We start from the raw sequence: 20,839 nt of genomic DNA on the forward strand, positions 1-20,839 counted from the left end.
ACGCCTCGCATTTTCCTCTTTGCAAAACCTACTTTTTTTCCTCGCGATGATCCTGCCGATAGCCCTGATAGGTCAGGGCGACGTTTTTGAAGTATTCCGTCATGTAGTTAATGCAGACTTGTACTTTCAGCGGCAGGTTGTCTTTGCGGGTGTAGAGCGCGTAGACCGGGCGCGGGTCGGAGTGGTAGCGGTTAAACAGGATCTCGATTTCACCGCGGTTAATTTCATCCACGACCCACATGAGCGGCACGTACGCGATACCCGCGCCGGTCTTAAGCCAACGCACCAGCGTTTGTGGGTCGTTAGTGACAAAGCGCCCTTGTGGCGTGACGCGGGTCGAAATGCCTTCCGGGGCGATCAGCTCGAATTCGCTGTCGGGCCGTACGCTGTATTCCAGCCAGGAAAAATTCACCATATCTGCCGGTTTATCCGGCGTGCCGTGCTGGGCCAGATAGCTTTTTGCGGCACAGACCACCATCGGCATCGAGCCTAAGCGTTTCGAGAACAGGCTGGAATCCTGTAGCGCGCCGACGCGGATAACGATATCCAGCCCGTCGGCAATCAGATCGGGAGCGGGAATTCCGGTGACCAGATTGACGGACAAACCAGGATATTCCTTCAGCATGGCGGCAGTCATGGTGGACAACACATTCTGCGCCATCGTAGAAGAACTGCCGATGCGCAGCGTGCCGATCGGCGTGTTGTTGAAGGCATAAAGCTGCTCATGAACCTCATGCGCCTCATGCAGCATGCGGCGACAGCCGTGGTAATAGATTTTCCCTGCTTCCGTCAAACCAATGCTGCGCGTACTGCGATTAAGCAGCTTAATCTGTAGCTCATCTTCAAGCTTGGTTACGGTCTGGCTGACGGCGGATACGCTCATCTGTAACTGACGGGCAGCTGCGGTAAAAGAACCAAATTCCACCACGCGGGCAAACACCGACATACTCTTTAGTCTTTCCATTATTCACTCTGGCTTAAAAGTGATTTAGATCACGCTATGTAGATAAGGTGATAATAAGCATCCATAATATAGCCTATCCGGTGGTTCTGGGCAGAACAGAGCCATTCAATGATTGTGTTTATTTACCCAATTAGAGTAATACGCTGATTTCCCATCGTTAGTCAGCCCCTGCTGACATCGCTATTCATCAGTTTAACGCTATCCCATCCGTTGGCTACTCGCCTGCGGGATGAGGCTCTGTTGTCGGTGCTGAAAAGGCCGCGCCAGACGACATAATTTACCACCCGGTAGCGCACCTGCTCGTTACCGCTCTCTAATAGAAAAAGGAAAAGAGGATGAGTTCACTCCCGGTTATGGTGCTGTTCGGGCTGTCATTTCCCCCCGTATTTTTTGTCTTGCTGGTATCGCTGACCCTGTTTTTTGTCGTGAATCGCCTGCTGCAACCGACGGGGATCTATGACTTCGTCTGGCATCCTGCGCTGTTTAACAGCGCGCTGTTCTGCTGTCTGTTTTATTTACTGTTCCGTTACGGTCTGTGAGGTGTCTGTGAAAGCGTTTTTGTTACCCTTGTTTAAACAGCAGGCCGTGCTGATCAAAAAACTGAGCCGCGTGGTTATCACGTTGGTGATTGTGCTGTGTGCGATCGTGGCCATTTTTCGTGTCTGGGCGTTCTATACCGAATCACCCTGGACGCGTGATGCCAAATTTACGGCGGATGTCGTGGCAATCGCGCCGGACGTCAGCGGGTTACTGAGCGATGTTCGCGTGACGGACAATCAGCTGGTGAACAAAGGTGACGTGCTGTTTGTCATCGATCAGCCGCGCTACCATCAGGCCGTGGCGCAAGCGGAAGCCGATGTTGCCTACTATCAGGCGCTGGTGACGGAAAAACGTCGGGAATCAGGGCGTCGGGCGCGACTGGGCATCAGTGCGATGTCACAGGAAAATATCGATCAGTCCAGTAATGCATTGGAAACCGCCACGCACCAGCTTGCTAAAGCGCAGGCGGTATTGTCACTAGCGCAACTGGAGCTGGAACGCACCGTGGTACGCGCCCCTGCCGACGGCTGGGTGACCAACCTGCATGTGCAGAGCGGTGAGTTCATTGAACGAGGTAACACGGCGGTAGCGCTGGTGAAGAAGGATTCGTTCTATCTGCTGGCGTACATGGAAGAAACCAAGCTTGAAGGCGTGCGTCGTGGCTACCGTGTGGAAATTACGCCGCTGGGTAGCGAAAAGATATTTTACGGCACGGTTGATAGCGTGGCGGCTGGGGTGAATAACAACAGTAACAGCGCGAACAGTAAAGGCCTGGCTAACGTGGATTCCAATCTGGAGTGGGTGCGCCTGGCGCAGCGTGTGCCGGTAAAAATTCGCCTCGATCGCCAAATGGGCGACCTCTACCCGGCTGGCACCACGGCCACCGTGGTGATCACCGGTGAGCAGGTCAACAATGATAAAACGCCTTCGCCGCTCATCCGTCTCCTGTATCGTCTGCGTGAGTTCGGCTAAGTGAGGCGATGATGAAAACTCCGTCGCTAACAGGCTCTATGTTCTTTACGACGCCACAGTTTGCACGCTTGCGCTTTGCTTTCAAGCTGAGCTTCGCGATCGTGCTGTCTCTGTTTCTGGGGTTCCATCTCCAGTTGGAAACGCCGCGCTGGTCGGTGCTGACGGCGGCGATTGTCGCTGCTGGTCCGGCGTTTGCTGCGGGCGGTGAGCCATTTTCTGGCGCCATTCGCCATCGTGGCATGCTACGTGTCGTCGGCACCTTTATCGGCTGTATCGGCGCACTTGTCATCATTATCGCGACCGTTCGCGCACCGGTTGTGATGTTGATGCTGTGCTGTATTTGGGCTGGCCTCTGCACCTGGGTTTCCTCGCTGGTTAAAGTCGAAAACGCCTATGTGTTTGGACTGGCGGGCTATACCGCGTTGATTATTATTGTGTCGACGCAGGGGACACCGCTGCTGACGCCGCAGTTTGCCGTGGAACGCTGTAGTGAGATTGTGTTGGGCATCGTCTGTGCGATTCTGGCGGATTTGTTGTTCTCGCCGCGCTCGATCAAGCAGGACGTTGACCGCAGTATCGGCGAACTATTGGTGGATCAGTATCGGTTACTGCAACTCTGCATGAGCGGGGCGGAGAAAGATGCGATAGATGCGGCATGGCACGCACTGGTACGCAAAACAACCGCGCTAAAAGGCATGCACAGCAGCCTGATGTTAGAGTCCTCGCGCTGGCAGAACAGCAATCGCCGTTTAACGTCGCTGCATACGCAATCGCTCACGATGATTACACAGGCGTGTGAAACCTACCTGATTTTGCAGGACGCTCCGACTCCCGTAAAAAGCAGCCTGAAACTGGTGTTGGATCAGCCTGTTGAGTCGTTTCGCGATGTGCATTGCCGTGTGAAAGCGTTGCGCCAACTGATTGCGGCGGACAGTCGTGACGTGCCGCCGATGCTGATCAGTTGGGTCGGAGCGGCGACGCGCTACCTGCTGTTGGCGAAGGGCGTGCAGACCAACGGGCGTATCAATACGATTGAAGCCGACGTGCTTAACAGCGAGGTGGAAATTAAAGTGCCATCGGCCGAAACGCATCACGCCATGATTAATGGCTTACGCACTGGCGTGGCGACGGCGCTGGGCTGCCTATTTTGGCTGAGCACGGGCTGGACCTCTGGCAGCGTGTGTATGGTGATGATTGCGGTGGTGACGTCGCTTGCCATGCGGTTGCCGAACCCGCAGATGATGGCGAAGGATTTTCTTTTCGGGACGATCTACGCGCTGCCGCTGGGGGCGTTGATGTTTATGTTTATCATGCCGTCAACGCAACAAAGTATGCTGTTGCTATGCCTGAGTCTGGGAGCAATGGCCTTCTTCCTCGGCCTTGAAGTGCAAAAACGTCGTCTCGGCTCACTGGGTGCATTGGCCAGTACGATCAATATTCTGGTGTTGGATAACCCGATGACGTTCAACGTTAGCCAGTTTCTGGATAGCGCGATCGGCCAGATCATCGGCTGTTTTCTGGCGTTGATGGTGATCCTGTTGATCCGGGATAACACCAAGGCACACACGGGGAGAACGCTGCTGAACCGCTTTGTGTATGGCGCGGTCTCGGCGCTAACGACCAACACGGCGCGTCGCAAAGAAAACCACCTGCCTGCGCTGTATCAGCAGCTGTTCCTGCTGTTGAACCGCTTCCCTGACGATATTGCCAAGTATCGCCTCGCACTGTGGCTGATCATCATGCACCAGCGTCTGAGAACGCTGGATATTCCGCAAAACGCGGTGCTGTCTGCCTTCCATCGCCAGATTCGTGCAACGGCGGAGCAGGTGATTTTGGCCCGACGCGATAGCACGCGCAGCCGCTATTTCACGCAGCTGTTGGATGAACTTGAACGCTATCAGCAGATGCTGACAGAACAGCAGCTTCCCCCGAGCGTGACAGCGCCGGTGGGACGATTGACCGGGATCCTGCGTGATTATCAGCATGCGCTGAGCAACTAATCTCAGTGGGCGAGGTGGAGCGATAACTCTGACGATTAATCCGAGAGTACCGCAGCTCTCGCCCATCACTTCTATACTGAATTATCTATAGCTTCCCTCATAACGTCATGGAATATGACCCTTTTCAGGAGGTAACACGATGTCAGGACAAAATTTGCAGGATCATGAACTGTTCAAAACGGGCTACTTTGCTGCGGGGAAATGGCAGCAGAGCGGCGCTACCTTCGAGGTTATGAATCCGGCGACGGGCGAGTCGATTGCCAGCGTGGCGAAAGCGGGAAAGAAAGAGACGCAGGCGGCGATTGACGCTGCCTATGCCGCGTTTCCTGCCTGGAAGCGTAAAACCGCGAAAGAACGTTCTGAAATTCTGTATCGCTGGTACGAGTTGATTCTGGAGAATAAGCGCTATCTGGCGGAGCTGATGACCGCCGAACAGGGCAAGCCTGTGCAGGAAGCCGAAGGCGAAGTCGTCTACGCGGCGAATTTCATTCAGTGGTTTGCTGAGCAGGGCAAGCGGGCTAACGGTGAGATTATTCCGCCTGCGAAACCCGGATCGAAGATTTACGCCACGCGTGAACCCGTTGGCGTCGTTGTTGCCATTACGCCGTGGAATTTCCCGCTGGCGATGCTGACGCGTAAGCTGGGGCCGGCGCTAGCCGCAGGATGTACCGGTGTGATAAAACCCGCCAACAACACGCCGCTGTCTGCGTTTGCGCTGTTGGCATTGGCACAGCAGGCGGGTGTGCCGGATGGTGTACTCAACGGCGTGGCGGGCGACACGCAGGCGATCAGCGATACCGTCATGGCGAGCGATAAAGTGCGCAAAATTTCCTTCACTGGTTCGACTGAAGTAGGGAAAACGCTGGTGCGCAATGCCGCAGAGACCATGAAGAAAGTGTCGATGGAGCTGGGCGGCAACGCGCCTTATATCGTGTTTGATGACGCAGATATTCAGGCCGCAGTAAAAGGCGCGATAGCTAACCGTTTCCGTAACGCAGGTCAGGTTTGTGTTAGCGCTAACCGGTTTTATATTCAGGACGGCGTCTACGATGAGTTTGTCTCTCTGCTCGCAGAAGAAGTGAAGAAGCTGAAGGTCGGCAACGGTATGGATGACGGCGTCGTGCTCGGTCCGCTGATTGATGATGCTGCGGTCGAGAAGGTGGAAAAGCACGTCAATGACGCGGTGGAAAAGGGAGGCAAGGCGGTTGTCGGTGGTAAACGGCACAAGCTGGGCCATAGCTTCTTTGAGCCAACGGTGATTGTTGATGCTAACGAAGCGATGCTGCTGGCGCAGGAAGAAACGTTTGGTCCGGTTGCTCCCTGTTTCCGCTTCAAAACGGAAGAAGAAGTGGTTCAGCGCGCCAACAATACGCCGTTTGGTCTGGCCGCCTACTTCTACAGCCAGAATTTGCAGCGTGTGTTCCGCGTGGCTGAAGCGCTGGAGAGCGGCATGATTGGTATTAACGAATGCGCGGTTTCAACCGAATTAGCTCCCTTCGGCGGTGTGAAAGAGTCAGGATTAGGTCGCGAAGGCTCGGTTCTGGGGCTGGACGAGTTTCTGGAAGTGAAAACCTGGCATTTGGGCGGGTTGTGATCTGAAAGGATGTTGTGATCGGCATTGATCGAATCCGATTGAATACCGGAAAACAAGATAGGTAATACGTGGGATGAGTGAGTCAGACTCCTCATCCCACGATCGCCGTCGTTAGTCTGTGGTTTCAGCCAGTTCGCGCAGATACTGGAAGATCTGGCGGGCGGATTTTGGCGGCTTATTCGTCGCTTTCTCTTTCTGCGCATTGCGCACCAGAGAACGTAACTGCTGACGGTCAGCGTGAGGATACAGCGCCAGAATATCGGGAACCACATCGTCACCCTCTTCAATCAGACGGTCGCGCAGCTGTTCCAGTTTGTGGAATAACGCTACCTGCTGATTATGACGGTTGTTCAGCTTATCCAGCGCGGTTTGGATCGGTTCTGGATCGCGGGCGCGCAGCATTTTACCAATCAGCTGTAGCTGACGGCGGCGGCCTTCTTTCTTGATCCGCTGCGCCAGTTCCACCGCCGCACGCAGATCGTCATCCAACGGGATCTTCTCCAGCGCGTTTTTGCCCAGATCGACCAGCTCCGCGCCGAGATCTTTCAGCGCTTCGGCATCGCGCTTTATTTCACTTTTGCTGACCCAGATAATTTCATCATCTTCGTCGTCTTCTTGGTTATCTGGGACGTCATTCAGCCAGTCTTCGTACTTTTGCTTCATGGTTGGCTCCTAAAAAGTGTCCAGGAGCAATTCTTAACGCTACGCGTAGCGGCTCCGGGATGGTGAACAGCGTGCCCACCAGAAAAAAGAGGCTGATACTAACAGGTTTGGGCTTTGTGCGAAATTGTCCGTAGATCCTGTTAGACTAGAAAGCATTATGCTACACCTTTTTATGCTCGTCATACTTCAAGTTGCATGTGCGTTGGCTGCGTTCAGTCACCCGAATCACTTACTTGAGTAAGCTCATCGGGATTCCTTCGCTTGCCGCCTTCCTGAAACTTGAATTATTTAGAGCATATTTCTCTCTACTCATATTTTTCGAGTGGGGATGATGGTGAGCTTTCTTCCACTCATTATGGCAGAACAATGACGATAACTACTCAGGTTGCAGAGCAGCGTAAAGCGCTGGAGCTCGCGGTGGCTCAGGCGCTGGAACTGGCGCGTGCCGGTTCTGATGCGGCAGAAGTCGCGGTGTCAAAAACGACGGGCATTAGCGTCAGTACCCGTTATGGTGATGTTGAAAATGTTGAATTCAACAGCGATGGCGCGTTGGGTATTACGGTTTATCACCAACAGCGTAAAGGCAGCGCATCGTCTACCGATCTCAGTCCAGATGCGATAGCTCGTACCGTACAGGCCGCGCTGGATATTGCTCGCTATACCTCTGTCGATCCGTTTGCTGGCCCGGCGGATCGCGATCTTCTGGCGTTCGACGCGCCGGATCTGGATCTGTTCCACCCAACCGAGCTGGATGCGGATCGCGGTATTGAATTAGCCGCCCGCGCAGAGCAGGCCGCATTACAGGCGGATAAGCGCATTACCAACACCGAAGGCGGCAGCTTTAACAGCCACTACGGCGTTAAGGTGTTCGGCAATAGCCACGGTCTGCTGAAAAGTTACTGCTCTAGCCGTCATTCTATGTCCAGCTGCGTGATTGCCGAAGTGAATGGCGATATGGAGCGCGATTATGCCTACACCGTTGGCCGTGCGCTGGATGACTTGCGCAGCCCGGAATGGGTGGGCGAAGAGTGCGCGCGCCGCACGTTATCCCGCCTGTCACCGCGTAAGCTGCCTACCATGCAGGCACCGGTGATGTTTTCTGCGGAAGTGGCAACGGGCCTGTTTGGCCATTTGGTTGGTGCCATCAGCGGCGGCAGCGTTTATCGTAAATCCACTTTCCTGCTGGATAAGCTAGGTCAGCAGATTCTGCCGGAGTGGCTGACGATTGAGGAACAACCGCATCTGCTGAGAGGGCTGGCCTCTACGCCGTTCGACAGCGAAGGCGTGCGGACGCAGGCGCGTGACATTGTGAAGGCGGGCGTGTTGCAGACCTGGCTTATGACAAGCTACTCCGCGCGTAAGCTGGGAATGCAGAGCACCGGCCATGCGGGGGGCATTCATAACTGGCGGATTGCCGGACAGGGGCTGGATTTCAACGGTATGTTGAAACAGATGGGCAAAGGCCTGCTGGTGACCGAACTGATGGGGCAGGGTGTGAGCGGTGTGACGGGGGATTATTCCCGTGGAGCATCCGGTTTCTGGGTCGAAAACGGCGAAATTCAGTATCCGGTCAGCGAGATTACTATCGCGGGTAACCTGAAAGACATGCTGCGCAATATTGTGACGGTGGGGAATGATATCGAAACCCGAAGCAATATCCAGTGTGGTTCCGTGCTGCTGCCAGAGATGAAGATCGCAGGAGAATAAGCCTGCCCTTTGTGAGTAACCGTCGCCGTCGGCAGTGTCCGACGGCTGTTACTCTATGCCTTATTAGCACGCATTTATAGCAGGGTAGCACCTCGCTGGTTTAGCGGTGGTACTCGCCTGCGGCTTCTGGCTGATAGAGTAGTTCTAGTACTTCAATTCGTGTTTCTTCACCGTTTGGCAACTGCCAGGTGATCGAGTTTCCCACATGCATTCCCAATAGTGCCGCACCCAGCGGAGCCATCACCGACAGCGGTTCTTGACTGTCCTTCACCGCGGCCGGATAAACCAGCGTACGGATGTGCTCTTCGTTGGTATTCAGATCGCGGAAACGCACCCGACTATTCATGGTGACGACATGTGAGGGAATCGATGCCGCAGGCAGAATGTCCGCCCGATCCAGCTCCTCATTCAACGCCTGTGCGATATCGCTGTCCGCAAAGGCGGGCTGCTCCAATAACATATCCAGACGTTCTGCATCCAATTCACTGATTGTCAGGTTAGGTTTCGTCATACTCCTCTCCAGTTGGTATTTTCAGATGATATAAAAATAACCCCCCGCGCCCAAAGGAGCAGGGGGTATAAGAAAATATTATGATTTATAGAGGTAGATAGTAGGAGGTTCGGAGAGGAAAGTGAAGCACTAAGGCTGGCAGATAGCCTGCTAAGGAAATGCTAGTCCTCGTCGAACCCGGCTTCGAACAGCCCAATGACGGCGGCAAGCGCCTGCTCTTCATCAGGGCCTGTCGCTTCTACCTCGATGAGCCGCCCTTTGGCCGAGTCCAGCATTAGCATGGCAATCACGCTGCTGGCTTCGGCTTCGGTGCCGCTGTCATTACGCAGTATCACTTCTGCATCAAAGCTCTGCACCAGCTCGAACAGCTTCATGGCTGGGCGAGCGTGCATGCCCAGCTTGTTTTTGATTTCAACCGTTTGCCGGACTGTCATAGGTTACCTGGTTGGTCTGGTTTGCCGATTCTTACGAGGGTTTACGTTTTTCCAGCGTACGGTGGCGAGACTGTACGTTCTTACCGCGTGAGCGGAAGTAGTCTGCCAGCTGTTCGGCGACGTAGACGGAACGGTGTTTACCGCCGGTACAGCCAATGGCGACAGTCAGGTAGCTGCGGTTATTGGTTTCCAGCATCGGCAGCCACAGTTCCAGATAGCTGCGAGTCTGGTAGATGAAGTTGTGAACTTCGGTGTGCCTGTCGAGGAAGGACGCAACGGGCTTATCCAGACCGGTCATCGGGCGCAGTTTCGGATCCCAATGTGGGTTCGGCAGGAAGCGCACGTCAAAGACGTAATCCGCATCGATAGGGATACCGTGCTTGAAGCCGAACGATTCGAACACCATCGTGAGCTCACGTTCCCGCTTGCCGAGCAGTCGGGTTCGCAACATTTCGGCCAGTTCATGTACCGACATCTCTGAGGTGTCGATAATCAGGTCGGCGCGTGAACGCAGCGGCTCCAGCAGGTCGCTTTCTTCATCAATCGCGCTTTCCAGTGACAGATTCTTGCTGGAGAGCGGGTGAAGGCGACGAGTGTCGCTGTAGCGACGGATCAGCGTATTGCGATCGGCATCCAGAAACAGCAGTTGAGGCGAGAAGCTTGGCGGCAGTTGCTCCATGGCATGCTCGAAGATCTCGGGTGATTCCGGCATATTGCGCACGTCAATGCTGACTGCTGCGGAAATGTTACGTGCCGCAAGCGTATTAGCCAGTTCTGGCAGTAGAACCACTGGCAGGTTATCTACGCAGTAGAACCCCATATCTTCCAGTGCGCGCAGGGCGACAGATTTCCCTGAACCTGAGCGACCACTGACAATCATCAGCACCATCTGACGACTCCCCTCTGGCAACGTGATGGCGAATTTACATTGCCACTGTTTTTATAAAGTGATGTATAGCTAAAAAAATGACGGCTTAGCGCAGGGATTGCAAGCATTCTCTGAATCCACGGCGAATCGCCCGTCATCGTGAACATGACAACCATCCGGCTTAACCGGCTTCCGTCATAATCTGGTACAGCTCTTCATCGCTTTGCGCCGCACGCAGGCGTCGGCAAACCGTTTTATCCGCCAGCCGCTTGGCAACAAGCGACAGGGTATGCAAATGGGTTTTACATTGTTCCGCTGGAACCAGCAAGGCAAAAAGCAGATCAACGGCCTGATTATCAATGGCATCGAAAGCGATCGGTTGCTCTAACTGGATGAAAACACCGATGGCACCCAGCGCATTATCGTCTTCCAGCTTACCGTGAGGAATGGCAATGCCGCCGCCGATTCCTGTGCTGCCCATCCGCTCCCGAGTTAGGATGGCATCAAAGATAATCTGCGAAGGAATGTTAAGCTGCCTGGCGGCCAGCTCACTGATAATTTCCAATGCCCGTTTCTTACTCTGGCAGTGGACGGTGCTTCGGGTGCACTCAGGACGTAATACGGTGCTGAGCTGCAATACGGGATCGTGGTTCATTTTATTTTCACTTAACGACGCTTTCACTTCTGGTGATCCCGACCCACCCGATGGATGGGCCGAGTTTGTCCTTTGCCAAATGGCAAAGAAGAAAATTAGTGCTGCTTGAGTTTATCTTTATGCTTATTGAGCTGTCTCGCCAGCTTATCAATCAATAAATCTATCGCGGCGTACATATCTGCCGCCTCTGAGGTTGCATGCAGCTCGCCGCCATTCACGTGGAGCGTGGCCTCGGCAATTTGCTGAACTTTTTCCACTCTCAATACCACATTGACCTGATTAATCCGGTCAAAATACTGCTCTAATTTGGCAAATTTGCCATTCACAAAATCACGCAGTGGTTCAGTGATATCGATGTGGTGTCCGGTAATGTTGAGCTGCATAGTGTCTTCCTTCTCTGTTGAGATCAAACCAGTTGTTTACGCTGATTCGACGGTGGGATAGATAAAGACTCTCGGTATTTTGCAACGGTTCGACGCGCCACGATGATGCCCTGATCGGAGAGCAGTGCCGTAAGCTTGCTATCGCTCAGTGGCTTCACGGGGTTTTCCGCTGCAATAAGCTTCTTCACCAACGCGCGGATTGCCGTTGACGAGGCTTCTCCGCCGCTATCGGTATTAACGTGGCTGGAGAAGAAATATTTTAGCTCAAAAATGCCGCGCGGGCTGTGCAGGAACTTCTGTGTCGTCACGCGTGAGATGGTGGATTCATGCATATCCACCGCTTGAGCGATGTCTGCCAGTACCATGGGCTTCATGAATTCTTCGCCCTGCTCGAAGAAATCCTGCTGCTGTTCGACGATGCAGCGGGTGACCTTCAGCAACGTGTCATTGCGACTTTCCAGGCTTTTGATGAGCCAGCGCGCTTCTTGCAGATTGCTGCGGATAAACTGCCCGTCGCTGTCGTTGCGCGCGCTGTTACCCAGCGCGGCATACTGCTGGTTAATCTGCAACCGGGGAACGCTGTCGGTGTTCAGTTCGACGGCCCAGATCCCCTGAACTTTACGTACCAGCACATCAGGAATCACGTATTCGGATTCACCGGTGTTGATCGATTGTCCCGGACGGGGATCGAGCGATTGGATTAGCGCCAGCGCTTCTTTCAGCACCTCTTCTTTCAGACGAGTAACGCGGATCAGGCTGCGGAAATCATGGTTGGCTAACAGATCGAGATGATCGCTGACGATCAGACGCGCTTCGGTCAGGCGTGGCGTGTCGTCGGCGAATTGGGAAAGCTGCACCAGCAGACAATCACGCAGATCGCGAGCGGCGACGCCAACGGGATCGAAGCGCTGCACGCGTTTTAGCACGGCTTCAACCTCTTCCAGCGTCACGTCGTCGTCACCGATGCTGTCAAGAATGTCCTGCAACGGTACGGTCAGGTAACCCGTGTTGTCGACTGCATCGACGATAGAGGTTGCGATAGCCGCGTCGGTGTCTGAAAACGGCGTTAGCTCAACCTGCCACATCAGGTAATCCTGAAGCGTTTGCGTGGTTTCGCCTTGATAAATCGGCAGTTCTTCATCGCGATAGTCGGTGCCGGTGCCCGACGGCGTGCCTGCGGAGTAGATTTCATCCCAAGTGGCATCGAGCGGCAATTCTTCCGGCATGTCTCTTTGTTCAAGGGCTTCGCCGGTATCCAGCGAATCGCTGTCTGCCTTTTCAAATGACTCGATTTCGTCGTGCTGATCCGTTTGTTCGAGCAACGGATTGCTTTCCAGCGCCAGTTGAATCTCCTGTTGCAATTCAAGCGTGGACAGTTGCAACAGGCGGATCGCCTGTTGGAGCTGTGGAGTCATGGCCAGTTGCTGGCTAAGCCTGAGTTGCAAACCTTGCTTCATAAATCGCGCTAACGTCCCATAAGTACTGCAAAGATAAAATATTACCCTATCAGAGTCGGAAGCCTTCGCCCAGATAGACGCGTTTCACCTGTTCATCGGCCAGAATATCGGTCGGTGAACCGTGGGCGATCAGGTTGCCCTGACTCACGATGTAGGCTCGTTCACAGACATCAAGCGTTTCGCGGACGTTATGATCGGTAATCAACACGCCGAGCCCGCTGTCACGCAGATGCTCAATGATTTTTTTAATATCCAGTACGGAGATCGGGTCTACGCCCGCAAACGGTTCATCCAGCAGGATGAACTTCGGATTCGCTGCCAGCGCACGCGCAATTTCTACGCGGCGTCTTTCTCCACCGGACAGCGATTGTCCCAGACTATCGCGCAAATGAATAATATGGAATTCTTCCATTAGCTCATTGGCACGATCTTCCTGCTGTTCGGTCGTCAGATCTTTACGGATCTGTAAGACCGCCATCAGATTGTCATACACGCTTAAGCGACGGAAGATAGAGGCTTCCTGCGGCAGATAGCCGATGCCGCGCAGCGCGCGTTCGTGCAAAGGAAGCAGGCTGATGTCGTCATCGTCGATGACGATGCGTCCTTCATCACGCGGAACGATGCCTACGACCATGTAGAACGTTGTCGTTTTGCCAGCACCGTTCGGCCCAAGCAGGCCGACGATTTCACCGGAATTCACGGTGAGACTGACGTTTTCCACGACCTTACGGCCTTTGTACGCCTTGGCCAGATTTTCTGCGGTTAATGTTGCCATAACTTATTCAGTGACCCGTGGTTGCGGTTGCTGAGAACGAGAAGGCTGGCTCTTGTTCTCTTTCTCCTGAAGCTGGGAAGGAACCAACACCGTCGTCACGCGTTTTCCTTTGTCGCTGGTCGCTTCCATCTGCTGCTGTTTCACCAGATAAGTGATGCGATCGCCTTTGACATTGCTGTCCTGCTGTTCCAGATAGGCATTGCCAGTCAGCACCAGAAAGTCAGTGGCCAGCTCGTAGCGGATTTTCTGCGCGTGACCTTTTACCGGTTTGCCGTTGTCCTGCATCTGGTAGAACGTCACAGGGTTACCGTAACCTTCCACCACTTCACTGCCTTGCGCGCCCTGTGGACGCGTCACGACGACCTTGTCGGCTTTTACTTCAATCGTGCCTTGCTTCACGACAACATTACCGGTGAACGTCACCGTGTTGCCCTGCATGTCCAGAGATTGCTGTGCTGAATCAATGTGAATAGGTTGATTGCTATCGCCGGTCACGGCAAAGGCGGAAACGCTGACGGCGAACAGCGAGCTGGCGATCAGGGTGTTACGCATCAGATTATTGGTTTTGGATTTCATAAGAGGTTTTTACCTTTTCGATCAACTCGGCCGTTTTGTTACGCAGATTCCCGCGCATTTTCATTCCGCTTGACGTGAAGCTGGCGCCGTACAGGGTGACTTCATCATCGGAAGAGACGTCCTGCGTGACCAGATTCACCTGGGCATTATTCGTTGTGATGCGCTGAAGCTGTGCGTCTTTCGTCAGGCTATTCACCTCAACGTTGCCGTACAGATAGAGCATCTTGTCTTTTGTCAGCTTGGCGCGATCGGCGCGTACTGACCAGGTTGCGGTGCCTTGTTCATTGAACAGCGTGGCGACAGGCTTGGTAAACCAGCTCAACTGCTCGTCGTTGAAATACTCCGCTTTTTCCGAAATCAGTCTGTAGCTCAGCTTACCCGCAGGGCTGTATACCTGCGTATTCGTCTTTTCGCTGGTATAAACCGGCACGGCGGGGTCGTTTGCACCCGGTGCTGCTACCGTGTCGTCATCTGCAATATTCCAGCCGATGAGGATAAGCACCAACAGGGCCAGAAAAGCGGTGAGCCAACGCTTGGTTTTACTCATATTGACAACCCTTTGGCATGCTCCAGCTTGTCCTGCGAGAACAGAATCAAATCACACAGCTCACGTACTGCGCCACGGCCTCCCGCAATGCGGGTGACATAATCTGCACGTGGTAACAGCAGCGGATGGGCGTCTGCCACGGCAACGCTCAGCCCGACCTGCGCCATCACTGGCCAGTCGATCATGTCGTCGCCGATATACGCCACCTGATTTGCCGTTACTGACAGTTTATCCAACAGATCGTTGAAGGCCAAAACCTTATCCGATTGCCCCTGATAAAGATGGTTAATGCCCAGCGTCTTACACCGATCTTCCAGCAGTTTTGCTGAACGGCCGGTAATGATGGCAACCTCAATATCGGACGTCAGTAAGCAGCGAATGCCATAGCCGTCGCGGACGTTAAAGGCTTTCAGCTCTTCGCCGTGATTACCCATATAAATCAGACCATCGGACATCACGCCGTCAACGTCGCAAATTAACAGGCGAACCTCACGGGCTTTATCCAGTACCTGTTGATCGACAGGCCCATAGCAGGTATCGGTTTGCGCCCTGACTTCACTCATTCACTATTATCCTTTCTTTTTAAACCACGCCAGCCCGCAGCATATCGTGCATGTGGACGATCCCGACCAGACGATCGTTTTCTGCCACCAGCACTGAGGTGATGTGGCGCGACTGCATCAGGTTAAGTGCATCCACCGCCAGCGTTTGCGGTGTGACCCGGATGCCGCCCGCGGTCATCACATCAGCAATGCGCGCGCTGTTCAAGTCAATATTCATGTCGAAGATGCGGCGCAGGTCACCATCGGTAAAGATGCCCTGAATTTTCATATCCGCCTCGCAGATTACCGTCATACCCAGATTTTTGCGCGTAATTTCCACCAGCGCATCACGCAGTGAGGCATCGTGTGGGACATGGGGAATCTCATCACCCGAATGCATGATATCGCTGACGCGCAGTAAAAGTTTGCGGCCAAGTGCGCCACCGGGGTGAGAAAGGGCGAAATCTTCGGCAGTAAAGCCGCGCGCCTGTAACAACGCGACAGCCAGCGCGTCTCCCATGACCAGCGTTGCGGTGGTGCTGGTGGTGGGCGCCAGACCGAGTGGGCAGGCTTCCTGCGGGACGTGAACGCACAGGTGAATATCCGCAGCCTTGCCCATCGTACTTTCTGGTGCGCTGGTCATGCAGATCAGGAACACTTTCTGGCGTTTCAGAACCGGAATCAGCGACAGAATTTCATGGGACTCGCCAGAGTTGGAAATAGCAATCACGATATCGTGCGGCGTCACCATGCCGAGATCACCGTGGCTGGCTTCGCCCGGATGAACAAAAAAAGCAGGCGTACCGGTGCTGGCGAAGGTCGCGGCAATCTTGCAGCCGATGTGGCCGGATTTGCCCATTCCCATTACCACCACTTTGCCCTGGCAATCGAATATCTTTTTGCAGGCGAGGGTAAAGTTGTCATCAATGTACTGGTCTAATTGCGCAAGCCCATCGCGCTCGATACTCAGTACTTGCTTGCCTGCTTGCTGGAAGTCGAAATCGGCTGGTAGTTCATGAGCCTTTTGTCGCGTGTGATCGGCTCGTGGTGCATGGTCGGATAGTGCACGGTCAGACTGCTGTTTTAGATGAGCATCTTGTTCAAACTGTGACATACCAATAGTCCTGATTATGATGAAATACAGAGCGTCTTATGAAAAACAGGTTCTTATGAAAAAAAGAACAGGGCCGTCAGATAGGCGACGAACGCGCAGCATAATAATGCGCCTGCGCCCTGTCCTATACGGCGTTTTTTGCTGAGGCACAGGGCGGTTAACAGCACGCTCGCCGCCAGCATGACCCAATAGTCGCGCTGAAAAGCCTGAGGGTTCAGTGCGCCCGGCGAGAGCAGAGCAGGTACGCCCAGAACAATCGCAATATTAAAAATGTTCGAGCCAATCAGGTTGCCCAGCGCAATATCATCTTCTTTCTTCAGCGTCCCGACGATGGCGGTAGCAAGCTCAGGCAAACTGGTGCCAATCGCCAATATGGTCAGCCCGATAGTTAACTCACTGACATCGAAGTAGCGTGCAATGACGGTAGCGTTATCCACCACCATACGGGCGGCCATGGGTAAAATAATCATGCCGAGAATCAACCACAGCACGGCGACCATCTGGCTGCTGTCATCCTGCGGGAGTTCCGCCAGCTGTTCGCGCGTCAGGCTATCGCCGCCTTCCCACTGCGCCTGTTGTGCCATGCGAAGTATCAACACCAGACACAGAATGGCGGCAAAGAGCAGCATGATGCCGTCGGTGCGGCTCAGGTAGCTATCATGCAGTAAAACGCCACACAATAAAGTGACGGACAACATGAGCGGCAATTCCCGGCGCAGGATGGCCGAATGTACCGTTAGCGGGCGAATTAGTGCTGCGCTGCCGAGAATGAGTAAGATATTGGTGATATTGGAACCCAGAACATTACCGACGGCCATGTCGTTCTGATCGTTCAACGCGGCGGTAACCGAAACGATCAGCTCGGGTAGCGAGGTGCCGAAGCCGACAATGGTGATGCCGATAACGAAAGGCGGTAAGCCAAGAGAACGCGCAAGCACGGCGGCACCATAGACAAGACGATCGGCACCGTAAACCAGTAATAGCAAACCAACGAACAAGAGTAGTGTTGCAAAAAGCATGCAGCGTCCTTTAATAGGATATAATCACCGGCCTGTTGTCGAATAAGTCAGTATTTCTGGACGATTTTCGCACAAAAAGCATTTTCTGTGATGAGTGCTAATTCTGACGGTGCTTGGCGAAAAAGTAAAACCTGTCGCGATAAGTAAAACCCAGTAACGGTTTGTGCCGCCATTTTGGACAAGAACTTACGGTAAGTTTTTGTAAAACTCGCACCTTGATGAAAGCCAGCCGTTAGGCTGGAGTAAAAGACCTCTGTATGAGCGTACTGATGGGTAAGGAATGGAAATAATGAACCATGAGGCAACTAATCTGGTCGAGATCCGTGGTCTTAGCTTTCGGCGCGGAGAGCGAGAGATTTTTACGGACATCACGCTGAATGTGCCTAAAGGCAAGGTCACCGCGATCATGGGGCCTTCCGGTATCGGTAAAACTACATTGTTGCGCCTGATTGGCGGACAACTACCGCCAGACAGCGGCGAAATCTGGTTTGATGGCGAGAATATCCCGACGTTGTCGCGCAGTGAGTTGTACAACGCGCGCAAGAAAATGAGCATGTTGTTTCAGTCCGGTGCGTTATTCACCGATTTGAACGTGTTTGATAATGTCGCCTGGCCGCTGCGTGAACATACCAAACTACCGGAAGAACTGTTGCGTAGCATCGTCATGATGAAACTGGAGGCGGTGGGACTACGCGGTGCGGCGAAACTGATGCCAGCGGAGCTTTCCGGCGGCATGGCGCGGCGCGCGGCGTTGGCGAGAGCCATCGCGCTCGACCCGCAGCTGATTATGTTTGATGAGCCTTTTGTCGGGCAAGACCCGATTACGCTCGGGACACTGGTGAAGCTCATCGATGAGTTGAATCATGCATTGGGCGTGACCTGCATTGTGGTTTCTCACGATGTGCCGGAGGTGATGAGCATTGCCGATTACGCGTACATCGTGGCCGATAAGCGGGTGGTCGGGGAAGGGACAGCGGACCAACTGAGGGCAAACAATGACCCGCAGGTTCGTCAGTTCCTGGATGGTATCGCCGACGGGCCCGTGCCTTTCCGTTTTCCGGCGGGTGACTATAAAACGTCGCTGCTTGGTTCAGGGGGTTAACGCAGTCATGTTATTACGGACGTTGGCGTCGTTGGGGCGTCAGGGAATTTCCACCAGTGCCTCGTTTGGGCGCGCCGGGCTGATGTTGTTTAATGCGCTGGTGGGTAAACCCGAATTCAGAAAACAGTGGCCGCTGTTGGTGAAACAGCTTTACAGCGTGGGCGTGCAGTCGCTGCTTATCATCATGGTTTCCGGCCTCTTTATCGGCATGGTGCTGGGGTTACAGGGCTATCTTATCCTGACGACTTACAGCGCTGAGGCCAGCCTGGGCATGATGGTGGCACTGTCGCTGCTGCGTGAACTTGGTCCGGTGGTGACGGCATTGCTGTTCGCAGGCCGTGCGGGCTCCGCGCTGACAGCAGAAATTGGCCTGATGAAGGCGACAGAGCAGCTCTCCAGCATGGAGATGATGGCGGTCGATCCGCTGCGCCGCGTTGTCGCGCCGCGTTTCTGGGCAGGGTTAATCAGCATGCCACTGCTGGCGGTGATTTTTGTCGCGGTGGGCATTTGGGGCGGCGCGCTGGTCGGTGTGGACTGGAAAGGCATCGACAGTGGGTTCTTCTGGTCTGCCATGCAGGGCGCGGTTGACTGGCGTCAAGATGTCTTGAACTGCGTGATTAAAAGTATCGTATTTGCGATTACCGTGACCTGGATTGCACTGTTTAACGGCTATGACGCGATCCCGACGTCTGAAGGGATCAGCCGTGCAACGACCCGAACCGTCGTGCACTCGTCGTTAGCGGTACTGGGATTGGATTTTGTGCTGACAGCACTGATGTTTGGGAACTGAGTCGATGCAAACAAAGAAAACTGAAGTCTGGGTTGGTGTGTTTATGTTGATCGCGCTGGCTGCCATCCTCTTTTTATGCCTGAAAGTCGCCGATCTTAAATCGATTGGTAGCGAGCCAACGTATCGTCTGTATGCGACGTTTGACAACATTGGCGGGCTGAAAGCGCGTTCTCCGATCAGAATTGGCGGCGTAGTGGTTGGCCGCGTAGCGGATATTTCGCTGGACGAGAAAACGTACCTGCCACGTGTGGCGATGGATATTCAGCAGCGCTACGATCATATTCCTGATACCAGCTCTCTGGCCATTCGTACCTCCGGCTTGCTGGGCGAACAGTATCTGGCGCTGAACATTGGGTTTGAAGATGAAGAAATGGGCACCGCGATCCTGAAAGACGGGGGTGTGATTCAGGACACCAAGTCAGCGATGGTGCTTGAAGATCTCATCGGTCAATTCCTATATAAGAGCGGCAGCAATAGCGAAGATAATGCCGGTCAATCAGGTACGGAGCCGGGTGCCAATCCTGCGGCAACCCCTGAACACAACAACGAACCTGTTCCTTCACATCCATAAGAGGATATCTGCATGTTTAAACGTTTACTGATGGTGGCTTTACTGGTGGTCGCGCCATTAGCCAACGCGGCGGATCAAACGAATCCCTATCGTTTAATGAATGAAGCGGCGGAAAAAACTTTTGATCGTTTAAAGAACGAACAGCCAAAGATCAAACAAAACCCTGATTATTTGCGTACCGTCGTACGTGAAGAGTTGCTGCCGTATGTTCAGGTGAGATACGCCGGTGCGCTGGTTCTGGGTCGTTACTACAAAGATGCGACACCGGCACAGCGTGATGCCTATTTCAAAGCGTTTGAAGCCTATCTGGAGCAGGCTTACGGTCAGGCGCTAGCGATGTATAACGGGCAGACCTATGAGATTGCCCCTGAGAAACCGCTGGGCGATGCCGATATCGTTTCTATTCGCGTCACCATCATTGATAACGGCGGCCGTCCTCCGGTACGTCTGGATTTCCAATGGCGTAAGAACAGTAAAACCGGTAACTGGCAGGCGTACGACATGATTGCCGAAGGTGTCAGTATGATCACCACCAAGCAGAACGAGTGGGCGGCAATATTGCGTCAGAACGGCGTGGATGGCCTGACTAAACAGCTGGAATCCTCGGCGAAGCAGACCATCACGTTGGATCAGAAAAAGTAATTTGGGTACGAACATGGCGAACGCATTGAACTGGCAGGCACAGGAATCAACGCTGGCGTTAACGGGCGATCTGGATCGTGAAACGCTGTTACCGTTCTGGCAACAGCGTGAATCGTTGCTGGCGGGTAAAACGACGCTGGATGTGTCTGGATTAAACCGCGTTGATTCTGCCGGGTTAGCATTGCTGATGCACGTTTATCAGCAACCGTCTTCAGGCGGAGAGATAACGATTGTCGGTGCCAGCGATCGGCTAAAAACGCTCATTGCGCTCTATAACCTGAATGAAATCATCCCTGTGTCTTAAACGGTAACGCGGGTTACCGGATTCGCCCCTTTAGGCATCGTCTGAAGGGGCGTATTCTTTGTTTAAGATAGCGTCATATTCATCTAAGATACCTCCCTGTAAATCATCT

24 protein-coding genes are annotated in these 20,839 nt (G+C 53.7%); 10 read left to right on the forward strand and 14 right to left on the reverse strand.

Translation table 11 applies throughout. From position 1 onward, the window contains the following. Positions 1-28: 28 nt before the first annotated feature. Complete coding sequence (gene aaeR / locus ACIPUG_RS18075; protein ID WP_039279052.1) at positions 29-964, reverse strand: HTH-type transcriptional activator AaeR; 936 nt, start codon at positions 962-964, stop codon at positions 29-31. A 335-nt stretch (positions 965-1,299) separates the two neighbouring features. Here aaeR and aaeX point away from each other — a divergent pair, with 335 nt between their 5' ends. The 4 genes from aaeX (at position 1,300) to ACIPUG_RS18095 (ending at position 6,070) form a co-directional block, all read left to right on the forward strand. Further along, a complete protein-coding gene (gene aaeX / locus ACIPUG_RS18080; protein ID WP_005975424.1) occupies positions 1,300-1,503 on the forward strand; it encodes a p-hydroxybenzoic acid efflux pump operon protein AaeX in 204 nt (67 codons plus the stop codon). Between the two features lie 7 nt (positions 1,504-1,510). Further along, positions 1,511-2,476, forward strand: coding sequence for a p-hydroxybenzoic acid efflux pump subunit AaeA (gene aaeA / locus ACIPUG_RS18085; protein WP_205593317.1), 966 nt, complete (start codon positions 1,511-1,513; stop codon positions 2,474-2,476). 11 nt (positions 2,477-2,487) lie between these two features. After that, complete coding sequence (aaeB, locus tag ACIPUG_RS18090) at positions 2,488-4,476, forward strand: p-hydroxybenzoic acid efflux pump subunit AaeB (RefSeq protein WP_400339599.1); 1,989 nt, start codon at positions 2,488-2,490, stop codon at positions 4,474-4,476. A gap of 139 nt (positions 4,477-4,615) precedes the next feature. Beyond that, positions 4,616-6,070, forward strand: coding sequence for an NAD-dependent succinate-semialdehyde dehydrogenase (locus tag ACIPUG_RS18095; protein WP_400339582.1), 1,455 nt, complete (start codon positions 4,616-4,618; stop codon positions 6,068-6,070). A 111-nt stretch (positions 6,071-6,181) separates the two neighbouring features. On the opposite strand, the gene yjgA is transcribed toward ACIPUG_RS18095, so the two are convergent. After that, positions 6,182-6,733, reverse strand: coding sequence for a ribosome biogenesis factor YjgA (gene yjgA / locus ACIPUG_RS18100; RefSeq protein ID WP_010681569.1), 552 nt, complete (start codon positions 6,731-6,733; stop codon positions 6,182-6,184). A 366-nt stretch (positions 6,734-7,099) separates the two neighbouring features. On the opposite strand from yjgA, the gene pmbA reads away from it, so the two are divergent. Then, positions 7,100-8,440, forward strand: a complete 1,341-nt coding sequence (pmbA, locus tag ACIPUG_RS18105; protein WP_010681570.1) for a metalloprotease PmbA — start codon at positions 7,100-7,102, stop codon at positions 8,438-8,440. Between the two features lie 100 nt (positions 8,441-8,540). Here pmbA and rnk read toward each other — a convergent pair whose 3' ends face one another. The 12 genes from rnk to ACIPUG_RS18165 all read right to left on the reverse strand — a co-directional run bounded on the left by rnk (position 8,541) and on the right by ACIPUG_RS18165 (position 17,321). Beyond that, positions 8,541-8,951 (reverse strand): nucleoside diphosphate kinase regulator, encoded by a 411-nt coding sequence (rnk, locus tag ACIPUG_RS18110; RefSeq protein WP_010681571.1) that lies wholly within the window; start codon positions 8,949-8,951, stop codon positions 8,541-8,543. Between the two features lie 161 nt (positions 8,952-9,112). Then, positions 9,113-9,385, reverse strand: coding sequence for a PTS phosphocarrier protein NPr (gene npr / locus ACIPUG_RS18115; protein WP_010296626.1), 273 nt, complete (start codon positions 9,383-9,385; stop codon positions 9,113-9,115). Between the two features lie 31 nt (positions 9,386-9,416). After that, complete coding sequence (gene rapZ, locus ACIPUG_RS18120; protein ID WP_010296630.1) at positions 9,417-10,274, reverse strand: RNase adapter RapZ; 858 nt, start codon at positions 10,272-10,274, stop codon at positions 9,417-9,419. Between the two features lie 160 nt (positions 10,275-10,434). Beyond that, positions 10,435-10,908, reverse strand: a complete 474-nt coding sequence (ptsN, locus tag ACIPUG_RS18125; RefSeq protein ID WP_039279069.1) for a PTS IIA-like nitrogen regulatory protein PtsN — start codon at positions 10,906-10,908, stop codon at positions 10,435-10,437. A 95-nt stretch (positions 10,909-11,003) separates the two neighbouring features. Continuing rightward, entirely contained in the window at positions 11,004-11,291 is a 288-nt protein-coding gene (gene hpf, locus ACIPUG_RS18130; protein ID WP_010296634.1) for a ribosome hibernation promoting factor, read from the reverse strand. A 23-nt stretch (positions 11,292-11,314) separates the two neighbouring features. Next, on the reverse strand, positions 11,315-12,748 hold the full coding sequence (gene rpoN / locus ACIPUG_RS18135) for an RNA polymerase factor sigma-54 (protein WP_010681574.1): 1,434 nt from the start codon (positions 12,746-12,748) through the stop codon (positions 11,315-11,317). A gap of 49 nt (positions 12,749-12,797) precedes the next feature. Beyond that, positions 12,798-13,523 (reverse strand): LPS export ABC transporter ATP-binding protein, encoded by a 726-nt coding sequence (gene lptB, locus ACIPUG_RS18140; RefSeq protein WP_010296638.1) that lies wholly within the window; start codon positions 13,521-13,523, stop codon positions 12,798-12,800. A gap of 3 nt (positions 13,524-13,526) precedes the next feature. Next, a complete protein-coding gene (lptA, locus tag ACIPUG_RS18145) occupies positions 13,527-14,099 on the reverse strand; it encodes a lipopolysaccharide ABC transporter substrate-binding protein LptA (protein WP_014913854.1) in 573 nt (190 codons plus the stop codon). Then, entirely contained in the window at positions 14,080-14,646 is a 567-nt protein-coding gene (gene lptC / locus ACIPUG_RS18150; RefSeq protein WP_014913855.1) for an LPS export ABC transporter periplasmic protein LptC, read from the reverse strand. Before lptC ends, lptA begins: the two co-directional genes overlap by 20 nt. Then, the gene (gene kdsC, locus ACIPUG_RS18155; RefSeq protein WP_010296644.1) at positions 14,643-15,209 is read right to left on the reverse strand and encodes a 3-deoxy-manno-octulosonate-8-phosphatase KdsC; all 567 of its coding nucleotides are present in this window, start codon (positions 15,207-15,209) and stop codon (positions 14,643-14,645) included. The genes lptC and kdsC overlap by 4 nt, the downstream gene beginning before the upstream one ends. A gap of 19 nt (positions 15,210-15,228) precedes the next feature. Next, positions 15,229-16,302, reverse strand: coding sequence for an arabinose-5-phosphate isomerase KdsD (kdsD, locus tag ACIPUG_RS18160; RefSeq protein WP_014913856.1), 1,074 nt, complete (start codon positions 16,300-16,302; stop codon positions 15,229-15,231). 53 nt (positions 16,303-16,355) lie between these two features. Then, the gene (locus ACIPUG_RS18165) at positions 16,356-17,321 is read right to left on the reverse strand and encodes a calcium/sodium antiporter (RefSeq protein ID WP_400339586.1); all 966 of its coding nucleotides are present in this window, start codon (positions 17,319-17,321) and stop codon (positions 16,356-16,358) included. Positions 17,322-17,610: 289 nt separating this feature from the next. Here ACIPUG_RS18165 and mlaF point away from each other — a divergent pair, with 289 nt between their 5' ends. The 5 genes from mlaF to mlaB are packed head-to-tail and all read left to right on the forward strand — an operon-like array spanning position 17,611 to position 20,730. Beyond that, entirely contained in the window at positions 17,611-18,423 is an 813-nt protein-coding gene (mlaF, locus tag ACIPUG_RS18170) for a phospholipid ABC transporter ATP-binding protein MlaF (protein ID WP_039282825.1), read from the forward strand. Between the two features lie 7 nt (positions 18,424-18,430). After that, positions 18,431-19,213, forward strand: coding sequence for a lipid asymmetry maintenance ABC transporter permease subunit MlaE (gene mlaE, locus ACIPUG_RS18175; RefSeq protein WP_010296655.1), 783 nt, complete (start codon positions 18,431-18,433; stop codon positions 19,211-19,213). 4 nt (positions 19,214-19,217) lie between these two features. After that, positions 19,218-19,784: an outer membrane lipid asymmetry maintenance protein MlaD gene (gene mlaD / locus ACIPUG_RS18180; RefSeq protein ID WP_014913859.1), complete on the forward strand. Its 567-nt coding sequence runs from the start codon at positions 19,218-19,220 to the stop codon at positions 19,782-19,784. Positions 19,785-19,796: 12 nt separating this feature from the next. After that, positions 19,797-20,426 (forward strand): phospholipid-binding protein MlaC, encoded by a 630-nt coding sequence (mlaC, locus tag ACIPUG_RS18185; RefSeq protein WP_039282821.1) that lies wholly within the window; start codon positions 19,797-19,799, stop codon positions 20,424-20,426. A 13-nt stretch (positions 20,427-20,439) separates the two neighbouring features. Continuing rightward, the gene (gene mlaB, locus ACIPUG_RS18190) at positions 20,440-20,730 is read left to right on the forward strand and encodes a lipid asymmetry maintenance protein MlaB (RefSeq protein ID WP_010280168.1); all 291 of its coding nucleotides are present in this window, start codon (positions 20,440-20,442) and stop codon (positions 20,728-20,730) included. Positions 20,731-20,839: the final 109 nt, after the last annotated feature.

It is taken from the genome of Pectobacterium sp. CHL-2024 (assembly GCF_044751765.1).
Lineage (GTDB): Bacteria > Pseudomonadota > Gammaproteobacteria > Enterobacterales > Enterobacteriaceae > Pectobacterium > Pectobacterium brasiliense.